This window comes from Shewanella sp. ISS20, from assembly GCF_056522965.1.
Genome location: NZ_JAWRZK010000001.1, coordinates 1,527,730 through 1,550,595, shown reverse-complemented (window position 1 = coordinate 1,550,595; position 22,866 = coordinate 1,527,730). Strand labels below are relative to the sequence as shown.

Annotated in this window: 21 protein-coding genes; 13 read left to right on the top strand and 8 right to left on the bottom strand. The window is 44.0% G+C overall.

Going from position 1 to position 22,866, the window contains the following annotated elements:
• The first annotated feature begins 420 nt into the window (after positions 1-420).
• Positions 421-3,630, top strand: coding sequence for a DEAD/DEAH box helicase (locus tag AC1HDP_RS07020; protein ID WP_479638192.1), 3,210 nt, complete (start codon positions 421-423; stop codon positions 3,628-3,630).
• A 133-nt stretch (positions 3,631-3,763) separates the two neighbouring features.
• Here AC1HDP_RS07020 and AC1HDP_RS07015 read toward each other — a convergent pair whose 3' ends face one another.
• Positions 3,764-4,357: a hypothetical protein gene (locus tag AC1HDP_RS07015; RefSeq protein ID WP_479638191.1), complete on the bottom strand. Its 594-nt coding sequence runs from the start codon at positions 4,355-4,357 to the stop codon at positions 3,764-3,766.
• A 594-nt stretch (positions 4,358-4,951) separates the two neighbouring features.
• Here AC1HDP_RS07015 and AC1HDP_RS07010 point away from each other — a divergent pair.
• Positions 4,952-6,463: an EAL domain-containing protein gene (locus tag AC1HDP_RS07010; protein WP_479638190.1), complete on the top strand. Its 1,512-nt coding sequence runs from the start codon at positions 4,952-4,954 to the stop codon at positions 6,461-6,463.
• A 169-nt stretch (positions 6,464-6,632) separates the two neighbouring features.
• On the opposite strand, the gene AC1HDP_RS07005 is transcribed toward AC1HDP_RS07010, so the two are convergent.
• Complete coding sequence (locus AC1HDP_RS07005) at positions 6,633-7,085, bottom strand: copper resistance protein NlpE (RefSeq protein WP_479638189.1); 453 nt, start codon at positions 7,083-7,085, stop codon at positions 6,633-6,635.
• Between the two features lie 140 nt (positions 7,086-7,225).
• Between AC1HDP_RS07005 and AC1HDP_RS07000 the strand changes: the two genes are divergently transcribed.
• The 5 genes from AC1HDP_RS07000 (at position 7,226) to AC1HDP_RS06980 (ending at position 11,493) form a co-directional block, all read left to right on the top strand.
• Positions 7,226-7,972 (top strand): PHP domain-containing protein, encoded by a 747-nt coding sequence (locus AC1HDP_RS07000; RefSeq protein WP_479638188.1) that lies wholly within the window; start codon positions 7,226-7,228, stop codon positions 7,970-7,972.
• Positions 7,973-8,102: 130 nt separating this feature from the next.
• Entirely contained in the window at positions 8,103-8,948 is an 846-nt protein-coding gene (gene cysQ / locus AC1HDP_RS06995; RefSeq protein WP_479638187.1) for a 3'(2'),5'-bisphosphate nucleotidase CysQ, read from the top strand.
• A 66-nt stretch (positions 8,949-9,014) separates the two neighbouring features.
• Positions 9,015-10,016 (top strand): ROK family protein, encoded by a 1,002-nt coding sequence (locus tag AC1HDP_RS06990; protein ID WP_479638186.1) that lies wholly within the window; start codon positions 9,015-9,017, stop codon positions 10,014-10,016.
• Between the two features lie 27 nt (positions 10,017-10,043).
• On the top strand, positions 10,044-10,823 hold the full coding sequence (locus tag AC1HDP_RS06985; RefSeq protein WP_479638185.1) for a YdcF family protein: 780 nt from the start codon (positions 10,044-10,046) through the stop codon (positions 10,821-10,823).
• The gene (locus tag AC1HDP_RS06980; protein ID WP_479638184.1) at positions 10,813-11,493 is read left to right on the top strand and encodes a DUF2982 domain-containing protein; all 681 of its coding nucleotides are present in this window, start codon (positions 10,813-10,815) and stop codon (positions 11,491-11,493) included. Before AC1HDP_RS06985 ends, AC1HDP_RS06980 begins: the two co-directional genes overlap by 11 nt.
• A gap of 104 nt (positions 11,494-11,597) precedes the next feature.
• Here AC1HDP_RS06980 and AC1HDP_RS06975 read toward each other — a convergent pair whose 3' ends face one another.
• The 4 genes from AC1HDP_RS06975 to galU form a co-directional block, all read right to left on the bottom strand.
• Positions 11,598-12,005: a bactofilin family protein gene (locus AC1HDP_RS06975; protein ID WP_479638183.1), complete on the bottom strand. Its 408-nt coding sequence runs from the start codon at positions 12,003-12,005 to the stop codon at positions 11,598-11,600.
• Positions 12,006-12,193: 188 nt separating this feature from the next.
• A complete protein-coding gene (napF, locus tag AC1HDP_RS06970; protein WP_479638182.1) occupies positions 12,194-12,682 on the bottom strand; it encodes a ferredoxin-type protein NapF in 489 nt (162 codons plus the stop codon).
• Positions 12,683-12,764: 82 nt separating this feature from the next.
• On the bottom strand, positions 12,765-13,778 hold the full coding sequence (gene galE, locus AC1HDP_RS06965; protein ID WP_479638181.1) for a UDP-glucose 4-epimerase GalE: 1,014 nt from the start codon (positions 13,776-13,778) through the stop codon (positions 12,765-12,767).
• A complete protein-coding gene (galU, locus tag AC1HDP_RS06960; protein WP_479638180.1) occupies positions 13,778-14,686 on the bottom strand; it encodes a UTP--glucose-1-phosphate uridylyltransferase GalU in 909 nt (302 codons plus the stop codon). Before galU ends, galE begins: the two co-directional genes overlap by 1 nt.
• 311 nt (positions 14,687-14,997) lie before the next feature.
• Between galU and phhA the strand changes: the two genes are divergently transcribed.
• From phhA to maiA, 5 genes are all read left to right on the top strand, one after another.
• Positions 14,998-15,810, top strand: a complete 813-nt coding sequence (gene phhA, locus AC1HDP_RS06955; protein WP_479639844.1) for a phenylalanine 4-monooxygenase — start codon at positions 14,998-15,000, stop codon at positions 15,808-15,810.
• Positions 15,811-15,945: 135 nt separating this feature from the next.
• The gene (locus AC1HDP_RS06950) at positions 15,946-16,287 is read left to right on the top strand and encodes a 4a-hydroxytetrahydrobiopterin dehydratase (protein WP_140933087.1); all 342 of its coding nucleotides are present in this window, start codon (positions 15,946-15,948) and stop codon (positions 16,285-16,287) included.
• A 317-nt stretch (positions 16,288-16,604) separates the two neighbouring features.
• The gene (gene tyrR, locus AC1HDP_RS06945) at positions 16,605-18,155 is read left to right on the top strand and encodes a transcriptional regulator TyrR (protein WP_479638179.1); all 1,551 of its coding nucleotides are present in this window, start codon (positions 16,605-16,607) and stop codon (positions 18,153-18,155) included.
• 344 nt (positions 18,156-18,499) lie between these two features.
• The gene (locus AC1HDP_RS06940; RefSeq protein ID WP_479638178.1) at positions 18,500-19,486 is read left to right on the top strand and encodes a fumarylacetoacetate hydrolase family protein; all 987 of its coding nucleotides are present in this window, start codon (positions 18,500-18,502) and stop codon (positions 19,484-19,486) included.
• A 45-nt stretch (positions 19,487-19,531) separates the two neighbouring features.
• A complete protein-coding gene (gene maiA / locus AC1HDP_RS06935; protein WP_479638177.1) occupies positions 19,532-20,251 on the top strand; it encodes a maleylacetoacetate isomerase in 720 nt (239 codons plus the stop codon).
• Here maiA and AC1HDP_RS06930 read toward each other — a convergent pair.
• On the bottom strand, positions 20,244-21,128 hold the full coding sequence (locus AC1HDP_RS06930) for a LysR family transcriptional regulator (RefSeq protein ID WP_479638176.1): 885 nt from the start codon (positions 21,126-21,128) through the stop codon (positions 20,244-20,246). The two genes, maiA and AC1HDP_RS06930, sit on opposite strands and share 8 nt — an antisense overlap.
• 96 nt (positions 21,129-21,224) lie before the next feature.
• Here AC1HDP_RS06930 and AC1HDP_RS06925 point away from each other — a divergent pair, with 96 nt between their 5' ends.
• Entirely contained in the window at positions 21,225-22,424 is a 1,200-nt protein-coding gene (locus tag AC1HDP_RS06925; RefSeq protein ID WP_479638175.1) for an MFS transporter, read from the top strand.
• On the opposite strand, the gene AC1HDP_RS06920 is transcribed toward AC1HDP_RS06925, so the two are convergent.
• The gene (locus AC1HDP_RS06920) at positions 22,425-22,652 is read right to left on the bottom strand and encodes a hypothetical protein (RefSeq protein ID WP_479638174.1); all 228 of its coding nucleotides are present in this window, start codon (positions 22,650-22,652) and stop codon (positions 22,425-22,427) included.
• Positions 22,653-22,866 lie beyond the last annotated feature (214 nt).

The window sequence follows — 22,866 nt, the reverse complement described above, 5'->3', positions numbered from 1 at the left end:
AATTAGCCTGACACAGAATTTTGAACGCCCTCAACGTCTTAAATAATTGCATTTCTCAATGTCGATACGTTTTCGGCAGAGGAAGCGTTGTCGAGCAAATCTTAGATACAGACGTTGTTGCCCCAAATACTTTATTGAATGAAACGGCTTATATCCTAATTAGTCTTCTTAGTTTTATGTGCAGACACACTAGAAGTTGATGCAATACTAGCGAGTAGTATTTGTCTTTCACGCCTTTTCAATGCGATGCTTGTCGTTTTATTGCTGCCTTCTAGAGAGATATAGTCAAAATTACTGTTACTGTTGGTGTTTTAGCTGGTGTTTTGTGCGTCTACCACTAAATCCGCGGTAATTTCTGGTATTTGAAAACATAAGTCAGTAGCATTAATCCTATTTGTTAGTGTTTTATCCAGGTGTCCCTTGTTTACTGCCATGCATACTGCTACTCAAACTTCGCCCGCGTTTCCGGTTACCGTTGCTCAGCTTAATGGTGCGTTTTCGCCGCAATCCATTGTGAGGGCGTATGAATATGTGCGCTTAGGCAAGGTGGTAGAATGCGTTGCTAATAATGATTTCAGTAATATCACCGGCATAGTCTCTGGCAGTCATCATTCTTCTTATGAGCAGGAAATTTCTCTATATCGCTCTGCCAATAAACCCATCATTAATGGTTACTGCTCTTGCCCTGTGGCTCATAACTGTAAACATGTCGCTGCAATTATTATTCAGTTAATTCAGCGCAGTGCACCGCAAAACGTGGTTAAAACTAGCCCGCTAGATCACTGGTTAAAGCAATTAAGCTGCGATGATGTGGATTCAATTGAGCGCGGCCAAGAGCTATCAAAAGTGCTCATTTTTGTATTGGGCACAGATAAGCTTGGCGCTTATGTGGAGCTACGTCATACAAAAATTGGCAAAAAGGGCGTGTTAGGCAAGGGCACTAAGATAACCCTCACAGATTTTAAAAGTGCACTGCCGTATTGGTTAACTAAAGCGGATAAACAATTAGTGCAATGGTTGCTGTCAGCGGCCACTCATACAGGACGGTTACCACTTGAAGGCGAACTTGGACAGTTTATCTTACCCAAATTGATTGCGACTCAAAGATTATTCTGGGAAAACTGCCGCGAGCCTCTTGCCTTATGCGCGTCAGCTAAGTTAGTGACCCAATGGCAAATGCTTGATAATCAAGATTATCAGCTGCAATTAGTGTTAGATGCGAGCGAATCTTGGGAGTTGATTGCCACAGAGCCGCCTATTTATATGGATCTTAATCGTAATCAGTTAGGCCTAATCACGACCCCAATAAATGGCGAATTGTTGCTAAAGCTGCTGCATATGCCAAGTGTGGGCACTAACAAGATGACAGAGGTTGGCTTAGCATTAAGCCGCTATGTCCCGCTCCCTAGTCTAAATTTGCCGGTCAAAATCAAGTTGGCCGAGATTTCATGCGCTGTGCGCCCCCGCTTAACTTTTACCTCGGTAACCAATCTCGATGGCAGCTTGCACCCCGTCGCCAAGCTTGATTTTATCTATGGCACTTATGCTGTCAGTTCCCCCGCAAAAGCAGAAGCCATAACTTTGATCTCTAAAGGCAAGAGCCACGCCAATATTCGCCGCCAACTCACGGCAGAACATGAGTATCTGCAGCAAGTACTGGCGCTTGGGTTTAGCGAGAACACACATTTTCACACTAAAGAAGTGAATTTCAGTTTAGGTGAGTTGCCAAAGTCTACTGAGCCTTGGCTTGCGGTTATTGATAACCAAGTGCCTGAATTAATTGAGGCTGGTTTTGAAGTGGTGACCAGTGATGAGTTCAGCTTAAACCTGTATTCACCAACGCTGCAATTACAGGTGGAAGAACCCACCAATGATTGGTTTTCACTGGCGTTAAGTGCTGATATAAATGGCGCTGAACTGGATCTTATTCCACTCATCAAGCAATGGGTCAATCAATACGGTGAGCCTAAGGATAATCAGACGTTAGTGCTAGAAACCCGTGAAGGCGAGCGCCTTCAAGTGGCGGCTAAGCAAGTGAAACCGCTGATTAATATTATGCTGGAGTTTTTGCATAGGTCAGATGAGCAAGTGAGTTTACCTATCAGTCGGGTGAACGTGCTTAATTCATTACCGCTTGAAAATGTTCAAGTTAATTACAGTGAGCGCCTTGGCGAGCTAATGACTAAGCTCAGCACCTTTTCAGAAATTGAAGCTGTGGAGCCGCCACAAGGCTTACAAGCAGAGCTGCGTGATTATCAGCGCGCTGGCTTAAATTGGCTGTGTTTTTTAAAGCAGTACGGCTTTGGCGGCATTTTGGCTGATGATATGGGACTAGGTAAAACCTTGCAAACGCTGGCGTTTATTTATCGCGAGCAGCAACTAAGCCCTGCTAATAAGACCTTAATTGTGTGCCCAACCAGTTTGCTGGGTAATTGGCAACGTGAAGCCGCGCGCTTTACGCCGGATTTACAAGTGCAAGTTCTGCATGGCAATAAACGCAAAGCTCAGTTTGAAAATCTGGAAGATGCCGATGTCATCATTACCAGTTATCCATTAATTCAGCGTGATAGCGATTTTTACCTTAAGCAAAAATTTGATTTATTAGTGTTAGATGAAGCGCAGCATATTAAGAATGCCAAAGCTAAAGTCACGCAGTTGTTAGCAGCAATGACGGCCACTATGAAGTTGTGTCTATCTGGCACGCCGATGGAAAATCACCTAGGTGAACTTAAATCCTTAATGGACTTTGTGCTGCCAGGGTTACTGGGTGACTCTAAGAGCTTTAATCAATACTTTAAACAAGCTATTGAAAAAGATGGCGACACTCAAAGGGTGCAGCAATTAGGCCAGCGTATTGCTCCCTTTTTATTGCGCCGCACTAAACAGCAAGTGGCCAGTGAACTACCTGAAAAAACCGAGATAGTTTGTTACTTAGCGCTTGAGAAAGATCAACGTAACTTATATGAAAGCATACGTGTGTTGATGGAAAAGCGCGTTAGATTGCTGTTTGCTGAAAAGGGCATGGCTAAGAGTCATATTGAAGTCCTCGATGCCTTGCTTAAATTGCGTCAAGCCTGCTGTGACCCAAGATTAGTCAAGCTTGAGCAAGCGCAGCAGGTGCACTCTAATGCTAAGTTGGCTTGGCTGCAGCAGCACTTGCCAGAAATGATAGAAGAAGGGCGTAAGATTCTTATCTTTAGTCAATTTACCAGCATGCTTGATCATATTGAAGACTGGTTACATGTGGCTGATATTCGCTATAGCAAGCTCACTGGCAAAACTAAATTCAGACAAGATGAGATAGATAAATTTCAAACCGGCGACAGCTCAGTATTTCTTATCAGCTTAAAGGCGGGTGGCACAGGGTTAAATTTAACCGCTGCCGATACTGTGATTCATTTTGACCCTTGGTGGAACCCCGCCGCTGAGCGCCAAGCCACAGATAGGGCCCATCGCATGGGCCAAGAAAAACCTGTGTTTGTGTATAAATTAATTGCTGAAGATACCGTTGAAGAGAAAATCCAGCTGATGCAAAGCCATAAACAAGGGCTCGCCGATAGCATATTGACTGAAGATAATTTAGGACTGTGGCAAGGCGATCGCAGTGATTTATTGGCCTTGTTCAATTAATGGTAAGTGATAGGGTGCGCATATCGGCAATATGTTGATGGTTAATTGCAAAAGGTTACATATTTTTTGCTGGATTAATCAATATTTAGTATGTCTGGAATTCTAAATTTTTAATGTTTAAGTTAGACAGATATTACTGGCACAAGTGCTCTAAAATAAAAATCTCTTCAGTTTTTAATTTATCTATAGTTGGTGAAGTGAGTTCTTGAATACGAATGTTTGAATATGCTGCGCAAGCGTTTTGTTTATTGTTTTGCACTTGGGTGGATAGTGCTGATAATTGTTGTCGGTATTTCGATATGGCACTAATATTTTTTTCAGTTCCGCATGTTTCATTGGCCATTTGTTTGAGTTGATGAATTATTATTGACGAATCAGATGCGATAATTAGGGCCTCTTTAGGATGGTTCCCATATGAAACTTTTTTAATGTCCTTATGGCGTTGCAAAGCTAGATTATTGATCGCTGTTTCAAAAGGTTCCCAGCATGTTGTTTGATCGTTGTTGGTCATGACACTTGCTTTTTGATTGTTGTTAATGTGTTTTTGTAGGCTGTAATAACTTGCAAAAAAACGTGTGATTTCATCACCGGACAATACTTTGTCGAGAGCCTTAATATTATGTTTTAAATCTTGTTCTTGAACGTTATTAATTTTACTAGAAGAGTTTGGGGATGAACTGCATGCATTTGTTAATATTGTCAACATTAAAAGTATATATAATTTCATTTGAGGCTCTAGTAAGTTATAAGAGGTGGGTATGCTGATGCTCGACAATATACACCTTGACGTAAACCAATAAAATATCAGCATCAATTATTTAAACCTTTATCACAAAGTTGGCTTTTGTAAATAGCTGTGGATTTACTATTTTTAAAAACCACCACATCAATCCAGTTGTAAATGATGCATTTTTAGCACTACTTTCAAATTGAGATGTAATTGAATATAGCACTAAGCTTGTTGTCTCGATAAAGTTCAGGTGTCAAGTTGTCAGCTTCTGATTATTTTCTGTGGATTTTTGTGGGAAGAGGCAGAGATTTTGTTGATGCTGACCAATTAAGCGACATCGGGGAAGCATTGATGGCCATATTTGCGCAGATCTGTTATCATAGTAGAGTATTTATTTCGCAGGCGCTAAATAATAAGTAGCTAATATATGGCTGTGATTTAAAATTTTAACATAGTATTTAGTGATACGACGAACGGTAATTGTTTTATAAAAACAACCGTTGAGTGAATGCATTTTTATTTTTTGTTGGCATTAACTGTGAATGTATTTGCAGTTTCGATTTCTCTTATTTTTATACTAAAATTTAAATTATGATGCAATTTCAGTCTCACTTTCAAAAAAACAGTATTTTATCACTGGTTGTCGGAATGTCGCTCATAACGTTACTCGGTGTATCGTTGTTTCTTAGCAAATACACTTTGACACTATTGTTGCTGAATAAAGCAGAACAGTTGGATTTGTTTTACGAACAATATATGCAAGCTGCATATATTCAAATAAAAACTCTTGCCGATGAACTAGCTATTGTAGATACAGAATACTGTAGCAGTGAATTCGTCGATTTTTTGAAACTGAAAATGTTTGAAAAAAATGAGTATTACGTACCAATTGTTTATATAAAAAGCCAACAGCAATATTGCTCTGCTCTAGGCGTAATACCTGAACCAGAAAATGTCAGCGAAGTAGCTAGTTATGTTAAAGGTGTTAGCTTATTCCAACTCGAAGATCTTCACAATAGAAGCACTCTTTACGTTGGGGTAGATGGTAAAGACATTTCAGTGTTTAGACGGCTGTCATTAAGTACACGATTTAGATCGTTACTTGACAGTAGTTGGGACCTGTCTGGTGCCATTGTGTCGGTGGGTTACAAAAATTGGTTTACTTTGGGACAGACTAGAGATATTGGTCAAACTGTTAATGTTGATAATGATAATACCCCGTTATCATATAGTTTGAGTTCGAGTCGGTTGGTTCAAAATTATCTCTGGCTATTTTATTTTATTTTGCTACTAGGCATATCATCGTTCCTTGCTTGGGTCGGTTTTCAAACCCGATATAAGTTTATCTCTGCATATTGGCAATATCGATTTTTAAAGGCATTGAAAAATGCAGAGTTCAAACTAGAGTACCAGCCAGTCATTGATAGTCGTACATCAGAGGTTGTGGGAGTTGAAGCTTTTCTACGTTGGCATCATCACGGGCGTAAAATTTCTACAATTCAATTCATTCATCATCTCGAAAAAAGCCCTGCTATGGTCCAAGTGACCTTGTGGGTATTAGAATGTGTACTTATAGAGTTGAAATCATTATTAGTATCGAGGCAATTACCTTGGTGTAGCATTAATATCAGCGTTAAAGACATTGAATCAGGCTTAGTGCTTAACTTACTTGAAAAATGGCACCATCAGGATTACCCATTGGAAAGCATAGCCTTTGAACTGACAGAGCGCTTGCCCATCACCGATTGGCCACAAACTCAAGCCTTTGTAGCAGCTTGTCAATTTTATGGGTGTAAGGTCAAACTTGATGATGTTGGCACTGGTTATGGCAGTCATCTGTATTTGCAGAAACTGCCTCTGAATACGATTAAAATTGATCAAGCATTTGTCCGTTTATTAGGTACTGCTGATAGTAAAGAGTCGCTTGTGGCTACCTATGTTGATATTGCTAGGGATATGAATGCTGGTGTAATAGCTGAAGGCGTTGAAACAGAAGAGCAGGTTCGTATTTTACAATCACTAGGTATTTATGTACACCAAGGTTGGTATTATGCGCGGTCAATGAGTGCTGATGAACTAAGGTCTTTTATCTTAACTCGCTAGTGATTATTGCATTAACTAGACTATCTAGCGTGCAAGCGAACTTAATGACTAAAAGGCAAATTGATAATGACACAGAGAGGTGAACTACTCTGTGTCATTATCATATTTAGCTAAGAGCTAATTTTTAAAGCTTATGTTTATTATTTAGTTCAAACGATTAATCATTAGTCTAAGGCGTCCGTTTTTTCAGCTCATAAAAGCTCGCTAAATCCCCCGTCACTTGCTTGGCGTCATTATCTAGCATCAATAAGCGGTTTTCGCCGACAAGATACTGATTGCCATTGGCAAGCTTGATGATATTGCCCGCCGCATTCCAACTAAATTTACCTTTCTCACTAAATGGCTCAGTATTACTGCCTAAGTAAGTTGCGTTGATAACATATTGGTCATCGGCGTTAAGAGTAATTATGGTCTTAATGCCTTCGCAGCTGGCACAAGGTAGGGTGCCTGAATATTGTCCTGGCCAGTCGAGAGCAGTTTTACTACTGTCGGCTTGAACCTGGGTTGGTGGCGTGCTGGTTTCAGTGACGCTGACGGGTGCTTCTTTAGGTTGGCATCCTAAAAGGATGATACCTAAACCCACAGCCATAGCTAAGTGCTGATATCTACTCGCGTTAATCATGAGAGGTCTCCTTAACATAACCGCACTTATCTTGGACTCATCGCTATAAAAATACTAGCGTTTTAGTGGGCTTAATCGCATTAATTATCGACAGTTACATAGTATATTGGGAGAGATTCTAGCTGAACCAAGGATGTTCTATGCAGTACCCCGTTGATATTCACAGTCATACCATAGCGTCAACTCATGCCTATTCCACCATCCAAGAATATATTGCCAGCGCTAAACATAAGGGCATGAAGTTATTTGCCATCACAGATCATGGACCTGCCATGGCTGATGCGCCCCATTATTGGCACTTCGTTAATTTACGCGTGTTGCCGCGCATTCATCAAGGTGTGGGGATTTTGCGGGGTATCGAGGCCAATATTAAAAACACTGAAGGTGAGATTGATTTTGGTGATGACCACCTCAAAAACTTAGATATTGTCTTGGCGGGACTGCATGAGCCAGTATTTGCGCCGCAGAATAAACTCATTCATACCAAGGCATTAATTGCGGCTATGGCAAGCGGTCAAGTGGATGTGATTACTCACCCAGGTAATCCTGCGTACCCCATAGATATAGTGGAAGTGGTAAAAGCTGCGGTAGAATTTAATGTGGCGCTTGAGATTAATAACTCGTCTTTTCTGGCTTCAAGGCGCGGCAGTAAAGCCAACTGCTTAGTATTAGCCGAGAGTGCCAGAGACTTAGGCGCTACCTTAGTGATGGGCTCGGACGCACACTTAGCCTTGGCTCTTGGCGGCTTAACCGCAAGTCGCGCTTTACTAGATGCAGTTAACTTTCCCGAAGAGCGCTTACTTAATCGCAGCGTTAATGCCATCTTGGACTTTTTAGAGGCTCGTGGGCATCAACATTTACAAGACTTTGCTTCATTACGCGAATAACACTAAGGCGTAATCTTAAACTCACGCCAGTTAGGCTATTTAGTCGCGGCTAATGATAATTTGTTATCAATAAATCAAACGGATAGTGGCATAATCTTAGCTACTTTTTCACCAGATGATGGCAAGTGACATGATAGATAAAGCCTTATTGTTGCAGTTAGTTGATTTAGCCAAAAGCGCAGGTGAGCGCATCATGGCGCATTATCACAGCCATGATGTGCCACTTGTCAGTAAAGCCGACAATTCGCCGTTAACGGCCGCCGATCTCGCCAGTCATGAGTGCTTGATGACTGGCCTCAATGACCTTTTGCCGCAATTGCCGATTATTTCTGAAGAATCTAGTCTTTCTAATTGGACTGAACGTCAATCATGGCCAGCCTATTTTTTAATTGACCCTCTTGATGGCACCAAGGAGTTCATTAAAAAAAATGGTGAATTTACGGTCAACATTGCCTTAATCACTGCAGGAGATGCCTATGCTGGCGTAGTGTACGCGCCGGCGTTAGATCAGTGCTACTTTGGCGCCAAAGGTCTCGGGGCTTGGAAGCAAACCGGGCAAGACCCAGCATTATCTTTACTTGCACCTGCTAGTGATAACTCCGCTTATGGTCAACATGCCGCTGAAGAGGCATTAGCTATTGCAGCGCGCCCGCCGATTATTGTTGGCAGTCGCTCGCATCCGAGCCCAGATTTTGAAACCTTTATTGCTCAATACCCTGAACATCAAATCCTTGCGGTCGGCAGTTCCTTAAAATTTTGCTTACTAGCCGAAGGTAGTGCTGATATCTATCCGCGCCTTGGACCTACGAGTGAATGGGATACGGCAGCGGCGCAAGCCGTGCTTGAAGCGGCTGGCGGACAAGTGTTAGTGAAAGATAGCTTGCAGAGCCTGCGCTATAACCAGAAAGAGTGTATTCGCAATCCAGAGTTTATTGCTTTTGGGCCGCAGTGGTTGGCAAGACATTCCGCCAAATAAAGCCACTAAATACAGCAGCTAAATAAGCTCAAGTGAATGACATACTCATGCCTAAGGTGAACACATATGCTGCGCATAGGAATTGATTTAGGTGGCACTAAGACTGAAATCATAGCACTCGATGCTCTAGGAAATATTGTCTATCGCAAGCGCTGCCCCAGTGGTCAGGATTACCCTAGCTGTTTAACAACCTTGGCTGCACTCGTCAGTGTTTTAGTTGCTGAGTTTGCGGGTGAATTAGGCAGTAAGTTTGTTAGTGGCAATGACAATGGCAATCGCAAGAATAGTTATGGTGGTCAGGGCGCAATGGCGTTTAGCTATCAGCTACTCACAATAAGCGCTGATACCGCCATCGGCATAGGTATTCCTGGCACTGTGTCTCACCTTACGGGTCTGATTAAAAACGCCAATTCCACTTGGCTTAATGGCCAAGGTCTGCAGCAAGATTTACAAGCGCTTATCAAGCGGCCGGTGCGTGTCGCCAATGATGCCAATTGCTTTGCCTTATCAGAAGCCATTGATGGGGCAGGGCAAGGGGAAAAGGTCGTCTTTGGCGTCATTCTCGGCACGGGCTGCGGCGCAGGGCTAGTCATCAATGGACAAGTGCACTTAGGTAACAATGGCCTTGGCGGTGAATGGGGCCATAATCCGCTGCCGTGGTTAACACCGGATGAGTTTCATCAGCGCGCTTGTTATTGCGGCCGTTATGATTGCATTGAAACCTTTATTTCTGGCACTGGCTTTAGTCAGGATTATTTTGTAACGACTGGATTGCGCCTTACTGGGCCTGAAATTATCGCCCGCATGCGCCGACAAGAGCCTGATGCATTAGCGGTTTTTCAGCGATATTGTGATAGGCTATGCCGCGCTCTAGCCCATGTGGTGAATGTATTGGATCCAGATATTATTGTGCTCGGTGGCGGCATGTCAGATATTGCTGAATTATACCCATATGCCAATGCGCATTTAGCTTCCCAGGTGTTTGGGCGAGAATGTAACACTAAGATAGTGCCGAACCAGCATGGCAACGCATCAGGCGTCAGAGGCGCTGCTTGGTTGTGGCCATAACTAGAAAATTGCTTAGGGAAATTAGGGATGTTTACGCTTAAAAAAATCATTAGTCAGTTAATCATGCCTATTCCATTGACCTTATTATTGCTGTGCCTGGTAGCTTGGTTATTGCGCCGCAATAAAGCGCCATGGCGCTTGCCCTTCGGACTCGCGATTGGCTTGCTAGTGTTTGTTAGTAGCCAGGGCGGCAGCCGTTTATTAGTTGACCCATTAGAGCAGCAGTATCCTTATCAACAGCAAGCAATTACAGACTCTTGCGTGGTGATGGTGCTGGGCAGTGGTCATGATGACAGTTTGCCCGTCACCGCGCTGCAGCAATTATCACCCACCGCCTTAATGCGCTTAAATGAAGCCTTACATCAAACCAGATTAGGTAAAGATTGTCTGTTAATTACCAGTGGTTTTGCGGGCGATGATAATCAAAAGCCGCATAGCGATGTGATGGCGGCAGCTGCCATTGAATTAGGTTTCCCGAAAGGGCGGATCATTACCTTGCCACTGGCCAAAGACACCATAGAAGAAGCGCAGCATTTACGCTGGGAAATTGGTGACGCGCCATTTAGGCTTGTGACTTCGGCAACACATATGCCGCGCGCCATGGCAATTTTTGAGAGGCAAGGCACTCATCCGGTAGCGGCGCCAGCGGATTACTATAGCCGCGGCGGGCGCTGGTGGGTGTTAAGCGCGGATAACTTACTCGATTCGCAGCGCGCAATTCATGAATATGTCGGTAAAAGTTGGTGGTGGTTAAAATCACACTGGCAACATGACAATGTAATAAAGGAGCTGACTGATGCTGACTAATGTTTGTCTTCGCCCTCAAGTTAAGCGTAATGCCATTACCATGAGTGTGGCGGGTGGCGTGCTATTTACGCTCGGACTTATACTTTTTTTACTGCTGCCGCAATGGTTTGGGCCTGCTCTGGTGCTGTTTACGTTAGGGGTATTAGGGCTAGTCATAGGAGTAACTAAATGGCGGGAGCCTGACATTAGCCTTGAGCTAACGAGTAAAGGCTTGACCTTTTATCATCGCCGCGGCTCAGTATTTATTGCCTGGTCGAACGTACAACGCCTTGATACCTTGCGGGTGGAGCAAGATTTTAACCAAGTAGAACTGCCTTATCTTGGCATTAAGCTTAAACACTTAAATCCTGTGCTTGATAATATTTCGCCGCGGCTCGCCACAGGCTTGTTAACCGAGCAGCGGCCGTTACTCATGACAGCTGCCACCCAAGATGAAGATTTGAATGATTATGAGCACCAAATGGCACTTGAGTTTACGCCGTTAGTCTTGGGTGCGGTGCACTATAGCGGAGTGTTAGCCATGTTTGGGCACAGAGCGCAGAAGCTAAATCAAATCTTGGGTTATCACTTGTATATTCCGGCCGATAGCTTTGATCGTTCACTGCCTGAGGCTAAGCAGCTACTGCGACAATTTCAACAAGCGCATATCAGCCAGGAAATACCTAAGTAAAAGATGTCTAAGTAGGATATTTAACAAAAGGAGTTCAGCGCAATCGATGTGCGCTGCAGCCTAGCTACCTCAACGATAGCGATGGCTGTGAGGGGCATTTACGTTTAAGCGGCAGATAATTCTTGCAGTTTTTTAAGCTTCTCATCATCAAACAACTGAGTGCCTTCTAATAAGTTAACGGTTTCTTTAATTCTCATGCCAATAAATTGGCCGCCTTCAAGAATTTCCATCTGATTACTCGCCACTTCGCCCTCTAAGGTGCCAGTGCTCATAATGATGACTTTTTCACAGCTTAATTGGCCTTTAAAGTGACCGGCAATACGCATTTCATAACACTGTGCCTGTCCTTGGATAGTGCCTTCATGTTCTATGGTAATTTGGCCTTGAGAAATCACTTGCCCTTTAAGTTGGCCACCGATTAAGGCATCGCCAGCAAATTCAGTGTCACCGCTAATACAAGTGCTTTTGGCAATATAAGTTAACTCAGAAGTGGATTTATTACGTTTAAACATAGATTTATAACCATTATCGACAGGAGCGCGGATGTTACCTTGTCTGTGCTAGCTTTAAAACCATAAATAATTGACTGTGGCGAGTGACGCAACCCTTTGCTGCTTTGCTATACAAACTGCTGAAAATAGTAGCGATATTTATCTGTGGTTGAGTTTTAGGCTTAAGACTAGTATTCACCGTAGCCAAGTTAATCTGTGCGAGTAGGAGCCTTCATCGCGATAGCTTGCACTGGGCAACTGGCCACACATGCGCCGCAACCATTGCATATGTCGGGATTAATTTGTGGTGTTGGAGCAGGTTTTGCGTGTAAATCAAAGCGAATGGCCGTGACATCGCAATTATCGCGACAGGTTTGACACACTACGCCTTCATAGGCCAAGCAATGATGGGCAACCACGGCTAAATGAGACCAAGGCTTAGTTTGCTCAGGGTTAAATACTGGCGCCTCGCACACTTGTTGGCACTTACCGCAAAAGGTGCACTCGCCCTTAGTAAAATCGACTTCAACAAAGCCGCCATCGCCCGCGATTAAAATGCCGGTTTCACAGGCTGGAATACAAAGCTGGCAGCGATTACAGAGATCGGTAAAGTCAGCATCAGTGCGACTAAAAGGAGGGCGAATACTGCTAGATGGTTGACGTCTAAATAAACGCCGTTTTTGTGCATCAATTGCCATAAATTGCCATAGTGCTCTTAAAAAAATTAGGGGGGCTGGCCCCCTAAAGATACTACTTACTGTAAAAGCTTAAACTAACGGCTTACTTGGGATAGCCGTTAGGATTGCTTGATTGCCAATGCCAGCTGCTGGTGGCCATATCTTGCAAGGTATGGTGCGCTTGCCAGTTTAATTGCTCACGCGCCTTAGCTGGGTCTGCGTAACAGGCTGCAATATCGCCAGGGCGGCGCGCAGTAACGGCATACTTTATGGTTTTGCCACTGGCGTTCTCAAACGCTTTAACCATATCAAGCACGCTATAACCGACACCTGTACCTAAGTTAAACGTCACTAGGCCGCAGTCGGTGGCTAATTTTTCCAGTGCCTTGATATGACCTAAAGCCAAATCGACCACGTGAATATAATCGCGCACCCCAGTGCCATCAGGCGTTGCATAATCATCACCAAATACACTTAAACACTCACGTTTACCTACGGCAACTTGGGCAATAAAAGGCATCAGGTTATTAGGAATATCGTTAGGATCTTCACCAATTAAGCCGCTATCATGGGCGCCCACTGGGTTGAAATAACGCAGGCGCGCTATGTTCCAGCTTGGGTCGGCATGGTGTAAGTCCGCTAAGATATTTTCAACCATTAACTTAGACTGACCGTAAGGGTTAGTGGCACCCGTTGGGAAGTCTTCGGTAATTGGCAAACTCGCAGGATCGCCATAAACAGTGGCTGATGAGCTAAATACTAGGTTTTTAACCTTATATTCTGCCATCACTTCACACAGCATTAAGGTGCCGGTGACATTGTTTTGATAGTACTTGAGCGGCTTAGCCACAGATTCACCCACCGCCTTAAGACCGGCAAAATGAATCACAGCAGTAAACTGATGTTGACCAAAAATCGATTGCAGCAAGAGTTTATCTAAAATATCCCCTTGATAGAATTTAACTTTTTTACCGCTAATGGCTTCAACGCGGCTTAAGGATTCAGTACTGGAATTGGATAAGTTATCAAGCACCACTACATCATAGTTGGCTGCTAATAACTCAATTAAGGTGTGGCTACCGATATAACCCGCGCCACCTGTTACTAAAATGGTCATTAATCCATATCCTTAACGAGCTGTTTTAAGTAAGTTTTAAATTCATCACCAATGGCTGCATGATGTAAGGCATATTCAACATTGGCTTTCATATAGCCGAGTTTATTGCCGCAGTCATGGCTTTTGCCGCGCATGTAATAAGCATTAACTGTTTGTTGCTCCATCAGCATGGCAATGGCGTCGGTTAGCTGAATTTCATCACCTGCGCCTACAGGTGTTTTCGCCAGTAATGGCCAAATGTCCGCAGGCAGCACATAACGGCCAACTACAGCTAAGTTGGATGGCGCTTCATCTAATGGCGGCTTTTCAACCAGTTCGACCAAGGGCGCAAAGTCGCCTGGAGAGAGTGTCAGGCCGTTAACGTTGGCAATACCATATTGGTTAACTAAGGCGTGATCGACGCCTTCTACCATGATTTGGCCACAATCATCTTCATCAAAGCGCGCAACCATTTCGGCCAAGTTTTGCGTGCTCAAATCGCAGCTCATTTGGTCAATAATGACATCGGGTAATAACACCGCAAAAGGTTCATTACCGACAACTGAACGAGCACATAAAATAGCGTGACCTAAGCCCTTGGCTTGGGATTGACGCACGCTAATCACAGTCACATCTTTAGGGCAAATGGACTTAATATCATTGAGCAGCTGGCGCTTAACCCGGCGCTCAAGCTGAGCTTCTAACTCAAAGCTGGTATCAAAATGGTTTTCAATGGAGTTTTTACTGGCATGAGTCACCAGTACAATTTCCTTAATACCCGCGGCAATGGCTTCACTGACTACGTGTTGGATCAACGGTTTATCTACAACGGGCAGCATTTCTTTCGGAATGGCTTTAGTTGCAGGCAACATCCTGGTTCCTAAACCTGCTACTGGGATTACTGCTTTTTTAATCTTTTGAGATTTCATTTGATGTCCGTAATCAATTATGAGTTTTGCTATTCTAAATCAGCAGTTTGAAAAAGGCATGCAGTCATGTCATTTAATCGCAGTTTGTGAGCTATGCAGGAGTTTTACAGTCGCTATGGTTTGATTGTTGTTTGAGGATTGTAGTCGACTAGAGCGGGATGCTAATGGTAGGCAAGAAAAACGTCTCGTAAATAAAAGTTGACGTTTAAGCTCAGGGTTTGAGTCATTATTTATCAAGGGGATGATTAACAAACACTAGCGGATAACAGATGATAAAAATGTGACGTACCTGTTAATTATCGAGGGTTATGATGGCAACGAATTATATTGCCAGAGAGGCTGATGCCGATGGCTTGATCCATTATCCAGAGCAAGAGCATAGCGTATGGCAGCGTTTATATGCGCGCCAAGCGGTAAACTTGCCCGGCCGAGCGTGTGATGCCTATATGCAAGGACTGGATGCGTTAGCCTTGCCAAAGGATAGAATTCCTCAACTTGCTGAAATTGATCGGGTGCTTGCAGGAACTAGCGGTTGGCAAACGGCGGCGGTTCCGGCCTTAATTTCTTTTGGCCGCTTTTTTGAGTTACTGGCCAATAAACGCTTTCCGGTCGCGACCTTTATTCGCACCGAGCAAGAGATGGACTACTTGCAAGAGCCCGATATTTTTCATGAAATCTTTGGTCATTGCCCATTATTGACCAATCAAGCCTTTGCTGATTTTTCTGAGCATTATGGCCAATTAGGGTTAGCGGCGAGTAAAGAAGAGCGGCCATACCTAGCCAGGCTTTATTGGTTTACCGTTGAATTTGGTTTACTTAATGCGGGTGCGAGTTCAGGCGCTGGCGCAAATAAACAGAGGCTCATTTATGGCGGCGGTATATTAAGCTCACCGGCTGAAACTTTATATGCCTTAAGCGGCGAACCTGTGTACGAGCCGTTTGATTTGTTCAATGTGCTGCGCACTCCCTATCGCATCGACATTATTCAGCCGATTTATTATGAAATTGAGCACATAGATTTTCTGGGTGAAATTCGCAAGATGGACATAATGGCAAGCGTTGCTAAAGCGCGGCAATTAGGCTTGTTCGCGCCGCGATTTTCCCCTAAAAGCCAAGCAGTGTAACTGCGGCTGCCAAACTCATGGATTAACTCACACTAAAAAATTACCTAGGGCGTTAATGGCAAATTCAATCAATACATTAACTAAGAATTTCTGGCATTGACGCTCACATGAACCAATGAATAATAAGGAAAAATTATGACTGAATTAGCGACTTTAGGCTGCGAAGCCTGCCAAGCTGATGCCCCTAAGGTGACAGACGCTGAGCTTGCTGAGTTAGTGCGTGCCATTCCCGATTGGCAGGTACAAGTGCGTGATGGCATTATGCAATTAGAGCGGGTGTATAAGTTTAAAAACTTTAAACAAGCGTTAGCCTTTACTAATCAAGTGGCTGAATTAGCTGAAGCTGAGTTTCACCACCCAGGCATTCTCACTGAATGGGGCAAGGTCACTGTCACTTGGTGGTCGCATTCCATTAAAGGCCTGCATAAAAACGACTTTATCATGGCGGCTAAAACCGATTTGCTGACTCAAGGGTAGAAGTGAGTCATTACTCGTAGCTATTTATCACGACTGCATCTGACTGTAACTGTATAAGGCTGTAATCGTATATGGCTGTAACAGTAAGAGTGTTGACGTCCAAGCCATGACATAACATGACATCTAGTAACCCATCATTAGTCGTCGATTCTTGGGCGGCTAATGATAGGGCACACCTCTTTTACCTTAGCGTAAAAACCTCTGTAAACAATACTTGCCACTTGCAGCGAAACCTTCTAACGTATAGCCACCACTGATAAATGCTAGTGAATGTTGGCCGGATGCCAGCAAAATTCGCTATCAAGAGGATGCGTATCATGCGATTAGTTGTTAGCTGCCATGACAGGGTCGGATTAGCCAAAGATATCTTGGTCGTGTTAGAGCGTTATGGCATTAATTTAATGGCGATAGATGCCAGCAATAAAGGCTTTCTTTATCTTCAGTTCGCGCAAGTCAGTTTTGATACCTTAAGTGCGCTTATGCCGCAACTGCGTAAAGTCGATAGTGTCAGCGACGTCCGTACCGTGTCTTTTATGCCCTCAGAACAAGAACATTACGCATTAAAGACCCTGCTTAAAACCTTACCTGATTGTGTGTTCTCCTTAGATGCCAAAGGCCGAATCCGGATTGTTAATGAGTCCGCCTTAGTGACGTTAGGCATGAGTGAAACCGAAATTTTAGAAGAGCCGTTAAATCATTGGGTTCAAGGTGAAAACTTCAGTCGCTGGCTCAGTGAACCGCAAGTGTTAGCTAAAACCGCGCGCGTGCAAATCGGTGAACGTGAATTCCTCGCTGAAATGCTGCCCATCTATTTACCTGACGATCAAGACGCGTATATTCTCACTGGCGCTGTGGTGTCACTCAAATCTCTCGCCCGTTTAGGTAAACAATTCAATGCGTTGCAGCATCAATCCCAAGGCTTTGAAACTGTGCTCGCCGTCAGCGATAAAATGAAGCTAGTGGTCAATCAAGCGCGGCGTATGGCGCAATTAGACGCGCCGCTACTGATCACAGGGGAAACCGGTACTGGCAAAGAGTTAATGGCCAGGGCTTGTCATGATGCCAGTCTTCGCCGCGATTATCCGTTTATTGCGATTAACTGTGCCGCCTTGCCTGATAGCGCCGCTGAAGAAGAATTGTTTGGTTTTGTGGCGAATGGCAAGTTAGTTAAACGCGGATTTTTTGAAGAAGCTCAAGGCGGCACAGTCTTTTTGGATGAAATCGCTGAAATGTCTAAGGCGGCGCAAGTCAAATTATTGCGACTCCTTCAAGATGGCTGCTTTAGACGCATAGGCGGCGATGAAGAGGTGAGGGTCGATGTTCGAATTATCTGCTCAACCCAAAAGAATTTAGCCGAGTTATGTCAGCAAGGCAGTTTTCGAGAAGATTTATATTACCGCATTCATGTGTTGAGTTTTCATATGCCGGCGTTAAGAGAGCGGCGCGTGGATGTTATCCCGTTAACCGAAATGTTTTTAGAGCACTATAGCCAGCAATTATCGAGCCCACTGCGCCGAATTTCAGCCAATTGCCGCGATCATCTACTTACCTATGCTTGGCCTGGCAATGTGCGCCAACTTAAAAATGCGGTGTTTCGAGCGGTATCTATGTGGGATGGCAGTACAGAACTCACTATCGAGCAGCTTAAATTACCTTCTTACGCTGAAGGCTTTGGCTACTTTGATAACGAGTTTGATGGCACCTTAGATGATGCTATGCGTCAATTTGAAGCCAATTTATTAAGGCGCCTCTATCCGGCCTTTCCGAGTACTAGGCAATTGGCTAAAAAATTGGGGGTATCTCATACTGCCATCGCCAATAAATTACGTGATTATCAAATTAATAAGCCCAAAAGCTCATCAAGTTAACTATCGGTGCCTACGTTGCTGCTAAACAAGGCTATTGCCAGGGAGTTAGCAGCCATGGCAAGGGTATTAAGACGTTATTCTTAAAAGCGTATTTGCTAAAAATCTTGTTCTTAATAGCTTGCTCTTAAAGATGGGTTGTTAAAGGTGTACTGTTGAAAGCTTAAGTGCCGAAGAACAAGAGGTGTAAGTTTATCTTTACGAAAATAAGGCGATGGCTTTGACAGTTGAATGGCAAGCTCATATATGAATCTGCTGCTAGTTAAGGTAGATATGTAGCCACGTTTAAGGTCATGCCATCAGGGTTCAACCTGTTATTGGACAGAGCGCAGAGGTTAGGAGTACCTATGAAGTTAGCGAGTTATCGAAACGGTCGTAAAGATGGTCAATTGATGTTGGTGAGCCGCGATCTTCGCCGCACTATTGCTGTGCCAGCGATTGCTCATACCTTACAACAACTGCTGGATCAGTGGGATTTATTAGCGCCGCAATTACACGAATTATATGAAGCGCTGAACACTGGTAAAATGGATAACGCAGTGGCCTTTGATGAGCAGTTATGTTTATCGCCATTACCTCGTGCCTATCAATGGCTTGATGGCAGTGCTTATGTGAATCATGTGGAATTAGTGCGTAAAGCCCGTGGCGCAGAAATGCCAACTAGCTTTTGGACCGACCCGTTAGTGTATCAAGGTGGCTCAGATAGTTTTATCGCGCCGCGCGACCCCATTACCTTAGCGGATGAAGCTTGGGGCATAGATTTTGAGTCAGAGATAGCGGTCATTACTGATGATGTGCCTATGGGCGTCTTAGCTATTAATGCCGCCAAGCACATTAAATTATTAATGTTAGTCAATGACGTTTCTTTGCGTAATCTTATCCCTGGAGAGCTCGCCAAGGGCTTTGGCTTCTTCCAATCAAAACCTTCAAGCAGTTTCTCTCCGGTTGCCATCACTCCTGATGAATTAGCCGATAAATGGCAAGACACTAAAGTGCATTTACCTCTCATCACTCATTTAAATAATGAGTTATTTGGTGAGCCTAATGCCGGGGTCGATATGACCTTTAGTTTTGCCGAGCTTATTGCCCACGCCGCCTTTACTCGGCCGTTAGGCGCTGGCGCCATTGTTGGCTCTGGCACTATTTCTAACTATGACAGAAGCGCAGGTTCAAGCTGTGTAGCTGAAAAACGTATGTTAGAAGTGATAGCGGATGGTAAAGCGCAGACGCCTTTTATGAGCTTTGGTGACACAGTGCGTATTGAAATGCTTGATGCTAACGGCGAGAGTATTTTTGGCGCCATAGATCAGCAAATCGTGCAATATCATCCGTAAAACACATGGATAATTCGGGGCATGGCCCCGAATGTGGGAGGCAAGATGTTAACTCTATATGGCTATTGGCGCTCTAGCGCCGCTTATCGGGTCAGAATTGCACTAGGGCTTAAGCAGCTGCAAGCGCAGCATATTTCTGTGCATTTAGTCAAAGAGGGCGGCCAGCAGAAAACGGCTGCATATAAAGCATTAAATCCGCAGCAACTTGTTCCTACCTTAATTGATGATGGCTTAGATGGTGAAGTCACGCATAGCGCTATGAGTAGTCAGATAAATACTTCTACCAATAGCCCCAGCAATGCCCCCTTAGTATTAACCCAATCGCTGGCCATTATTGAATATTTAGAAGAGCGCTATCCACAGCTTCCCTTATTGCCGCATGAAATTGCCAAGCGCGCGCAAGTGCGCGCCATAGCTCAGCTCATTGCCTGCGATATTCACCCGTTAAATAATCTACGAGTATTGCAATACCTTGAGCACTCGCTTAATCAAGACAGTGATGCGCGTAAGCTTTGGTATCACACGTGGGTAAAGCAAGGCTTTAGCGCGCTGGAGCTGATGCTTAGCCGCTCGCCGTCACTATGCTGCGTGGGTGATACCCCGACCTTGGCTGATATTTGTTTAGTGCCGCAAGTGTACAATGCGCTGCGTTTTGGCATAAATATGAGCGAATATCCGCACATTACTAGAGTGAACGATTATTGCTTAACTCTGCCAGCCTTTATTAAGGCGGCGCCTGAATTACAGGCCGACGCGGTTATTTAGCATGCTTAAGTAGGAATTCCACAAAGGCAGTATCGGCGCAGCTTAATGGTTTGGCTTTTTTCCAAGCAATATATAAATCCAGACTAATAGGCGGCGAGAAAGGGATAGCATGAATGTTATCGTCTTGATTGACCGCCATCTTTAATACGCTACTTACCGCAAAACCTTGGGATACTAACTGTTTAATCAAAGCTATTAAGTTAGTTTCAAAGGCTATCTGCGGGCTAATTTCAAGCTTTTTGGCTTGCTCTAATAACCACTCCCGATGGAAATAACCAGTCTTAAACATCACTAAGTCGTGGGCCAGAAATTGCGCTAGGCTCACTTGGTTAACATCGGCCAAGGGATGATCAAAACCCACGGCCGCGACCATTTGCTCTTGCAATAAAAAATGGCCATCAAAGTTATCTTGCATATCTGCGGCTGTGATAATGGCTATATCCACTTCTTCTTGATTGAGCATGCGCAAGGTATCGCGGGTGCCGCCTTCAAACAGGGATAACTTGATGTTGGGATGATTATGCCTAAAAGCCATCAGGCGACTCGGTAAATAAAATGAACCTAACATGCCTGGGACTGCAATTCGCACTTCACCTAATGACAAGGATGCCATGCTGCTGATATGGCGCTGAGCTTGCTTCATTTGTCCGAGAATAATCTTGGCATGTTCATGCAATGCTTGACCTTCTGCGGTCAAGCTGATGGATTTATCGGATTTGCCTGCGCTGCGATTAACCAGCTTTACTTTCAATTCAGTTTCGAGTTTTTTTAAGCTTTGGCTTAAGGCGGGCTGGGCTAACTGCAGGTGTTCTGCTGCCATGGTAAAACTGCCGTATTGAATTAGGCTACAAAAATGCTGAAGTTGTCTAAATTCCATAATATAAGTAATTTCAATATTTGGCAGGGTAAATATATATTATTGTTATTTTTGTGGGCTTGCTAGGCTTACTTATCATTGTTAGTCGGAAGCACCATGTTTAGCGCATTTCATCAAGCCGAGCAGGCGGGGCAGCAAGGGTTAAGGTTAATATTGGCCTTGAGTCTTGCTTCATTAGCTTTATATATCAATCTTTATGTCTTTCAAGGAATGCTGCCAGCCATTGGCGAGCAATTTTCAGTATTACCCAGTCATGCCAGTTTATTGTTATCGGTAGGTACCTTAAGCATGGCGATTTCCTTACTGTTAGTCGCCGTCTTTTCCGATAAGTTAGGTCGCCGTAAACCTATCATGCTGAGCATGGGCTTACTGGTACTTATCGATTTATGCTTTTTGCTGGCTAACTCCTTTGAAACACTATTACTGGTGCGCTTGCTGCAAGGCTTAACTTTGGCGGTATTGCCAGCAACTGCCATGGCGTTATTTAAAGAGCAATTAGACAGTAAGCAATTGCTGGTAGCTGCAGCTATCTATATTGCTATGAATAGCCTTGGCGGGATCAGTGGCCGTTTATTGGGGGGGGTGTTTTCGCAATACTTATCTTGGTCGCAAGGACTATGGATGCTAGTGGCGGTGACATTAGCTTTAGTGTTACCGGCAATTTATCTGTTAGCTAAGCTGCCTGAGAGTTTTACTAAGCCGGTAAAAGGCGGATTTACCTGTAAAGCTTTGGCGGGCTTTACGCTGCATTTATCTGAACCGTCACTGCGGCTAACTTACGTGATTGGCGCAATTGCGTTTATGGTGATGGTTAATCAATACAGCTTTATTCAATTGCACTTAATGGCGCCGCCTTACGAGCTTAATCGTTTTGAGACCACGTTAATTTTCTTATGCTATTTAACTGGGACCTGGGTGTCGTTTCAGTCGAGTAAGATCATTTATCGATTTGGCCATAAACGCTTACTGCCCATGGGTGGGGTGATTATGCTATTTGGCACTTGTGTCAGTGGTTTTAGTCCTATAGCAATGATAGTGCTGGGATTCATGCTTTCATCCCTAGGTTTCTTCTTAATTCACAGCGTGTGCAATAGCTATGTGGTCACGACAGCGTCATCGCATCAAGCCAAGGCAACGTCGCTCTACTTATGTAGTTACTATTTGGGCGCAGCTGCTGGTGGGCCACTATTAATGCCTTGCTGGCATGCGATGGGCTGGCTTGGGGTAGTACTTGGGTCTGTCGCTATCTTATTCGTGTTAGTACTCTTGAGTCTGCGCTTAACTCGCTTGAATTAATCATTTAAGTGGCGATATTTTTCTGAGCACGGCTTCACTGGGAAGCAATTCTAAGTGGCCATGCTCATCAAAGTACCAACCGGTAATAAAACCTTTGTGGCGCATGTCGATTAAGTTATGCATCACTTCTTTGGCTTCTTTAAGTGCTGAGGCATCGTCATAATCGTTTACCAGTTTAAGGTAGCTAATAATACTGCTTAATGAGGCTGATTGACTGACGTGAGGCATGTCGGCATCTCTATACTAGGGTTATGCCCTTAGTCAAGCACAGGAATCAAACCGGTGCAAAACCGCCATGACATTTTACATAAGTCGAGCGTCAGCTTAATGAGGCTGGGAAGTCGTAGCGATAAATCCCTGAAGTCAGATTTTTAAGGCTATTTTTGGGCTTGCAAGGTTGCAAGCCTTTTTCGTGCTAGCTTAGGCTGGTAGAATGGCGTCA

Coding starts and splice junctions, on each gene's coding strand:
- AC1HDP_RS07015 (WP_479638191.1), bottom strand. CDS start 4,357: ATGAAATTATATATACTTTTAATGTTGACAATATTAACAAATGCATGC.
- AC1HDP_RS07010 (WP_479638190.1), top strand. CDS start 4,952: ATGATGCAATTTCAGTCTCACTTTCAAAAAAACAGTATTTTATCACTG.
- AC1HDP_RS07005 (WP_479638189.1), bottom strand. CDS start 7,085: ATGATTAACGCGAGTAGATATCAGCACTTAGCTATGGCTGTGGGTTTA.
- AC1HDP_RS07000 (WP_479638188.1), top strand. CDS start 7,226: ATGCAGTACCCCGTTGATATTCACAGTCATACCATAGCGTCAACTCAT.
- cysQ (WP_479638187.1), top strand. CDS start 8,103: ATGATAGATAAAGCCTTATTGTTGCAGTTAGTTGATTTAGCCAAAAGC.
- AC1HDP_RS06990 (WP_479638186.1), top strand. CDS start 9,015: ATGCTGCGCATAGGAATTGATTTAGGTGGCACTAAGACTGAAATCATA.
- AC1HDP_RS06985 (WP_479638185.1), top strand. CDS start 10,044: ATGTTTACGCTTAAAAAAATCATTAGTCAGTTAATCATGCCTATTCCA.
- AC1HDP_RS06980 (WP_479638184.1), top strand. CDS start 10,813: ATGCTGACTAATGTTTGTCTTCGCCCTCAAGTTAAGCGTAATGCCATT.
- AC1HDP_RS06975 (WP_479638183.1), bottom strand. CDS start 12,005: ATGTTTAAACGTAATAAATCCACTTCTGAGTTAACTTATATTGCCAAA.
- napF (WP_479638182.1), bottom strand. CDS start 12,682: ATGGCAATTGATGCACAAAAACGGCGTTTATTTAGACGTCAACCATCT.
- galE (WP_479638181.1), bottom strand. CDS start 13,778: ATGACCATTTTAGTAACAGGTGGCGCGGGTTATATCGGTAGCCACACC.
- galU (WP_479638180.1), bottom strand. CDS start 14,686: ATGAAATCTCAAAAGATTAAAAAAGCAGTAATCCCAGTAGCAGGTTTA.
- phhA (WP_479639844.1), top strand. CDS start 14,998: ATGGCAACGAATTATATTGCCAGAGAGGCTGATGCCGATGGCTTGATC.
- AC1HDP_RS06950 (WP_140933087.1), top strand. CDS start 15,946: ATGACTGAATTAGCGACTTTAGGCTGCGAAGCCTGCCAAGCTGATGCC.
- tyrR (WP_479638179.1), top strand. CDS start 16,605: ATGCGATTAGTTGTTAGCTGCCATGACAGGGTCGGATTAGCCAAAGAT.
- AC1HDP_RS06940 (WP_479638178.1), top strand. CDS start 18,500: ATGAAGTTAGCGAGTTATCGAAACGGTCGTAAAGATGGTCAATTGATG.
- maiA (WP_479638177.1), top strand. CDS start 19,532: ATGTTAACTCTATATGGCTATTGGCGCTCTAGCGCCGCTTATCGGGTC.
- AC1HDP_RS06930 (WP_479638176.1), bottom strand. CDS start 21,128: ATGGAATTTAGACAACTTCAGCATTTTTGTAGCCTAATTCAATACGGC.
- AC1HDP_RS06925 (WP_479638175.1), top strand. CDS start 21,225: ATGTTTAGCGCATTTCATCAAGCCGAGCAGGCGGGGCAGCAAGGGTTA.
- AC1HDP_RS06920 (WP_479638174.1), bottom strand. CDS start 22,652: ATGCCTCACGTCAGTCAATCAGCCTCATTAAGCAGTATTATTAGCTAC.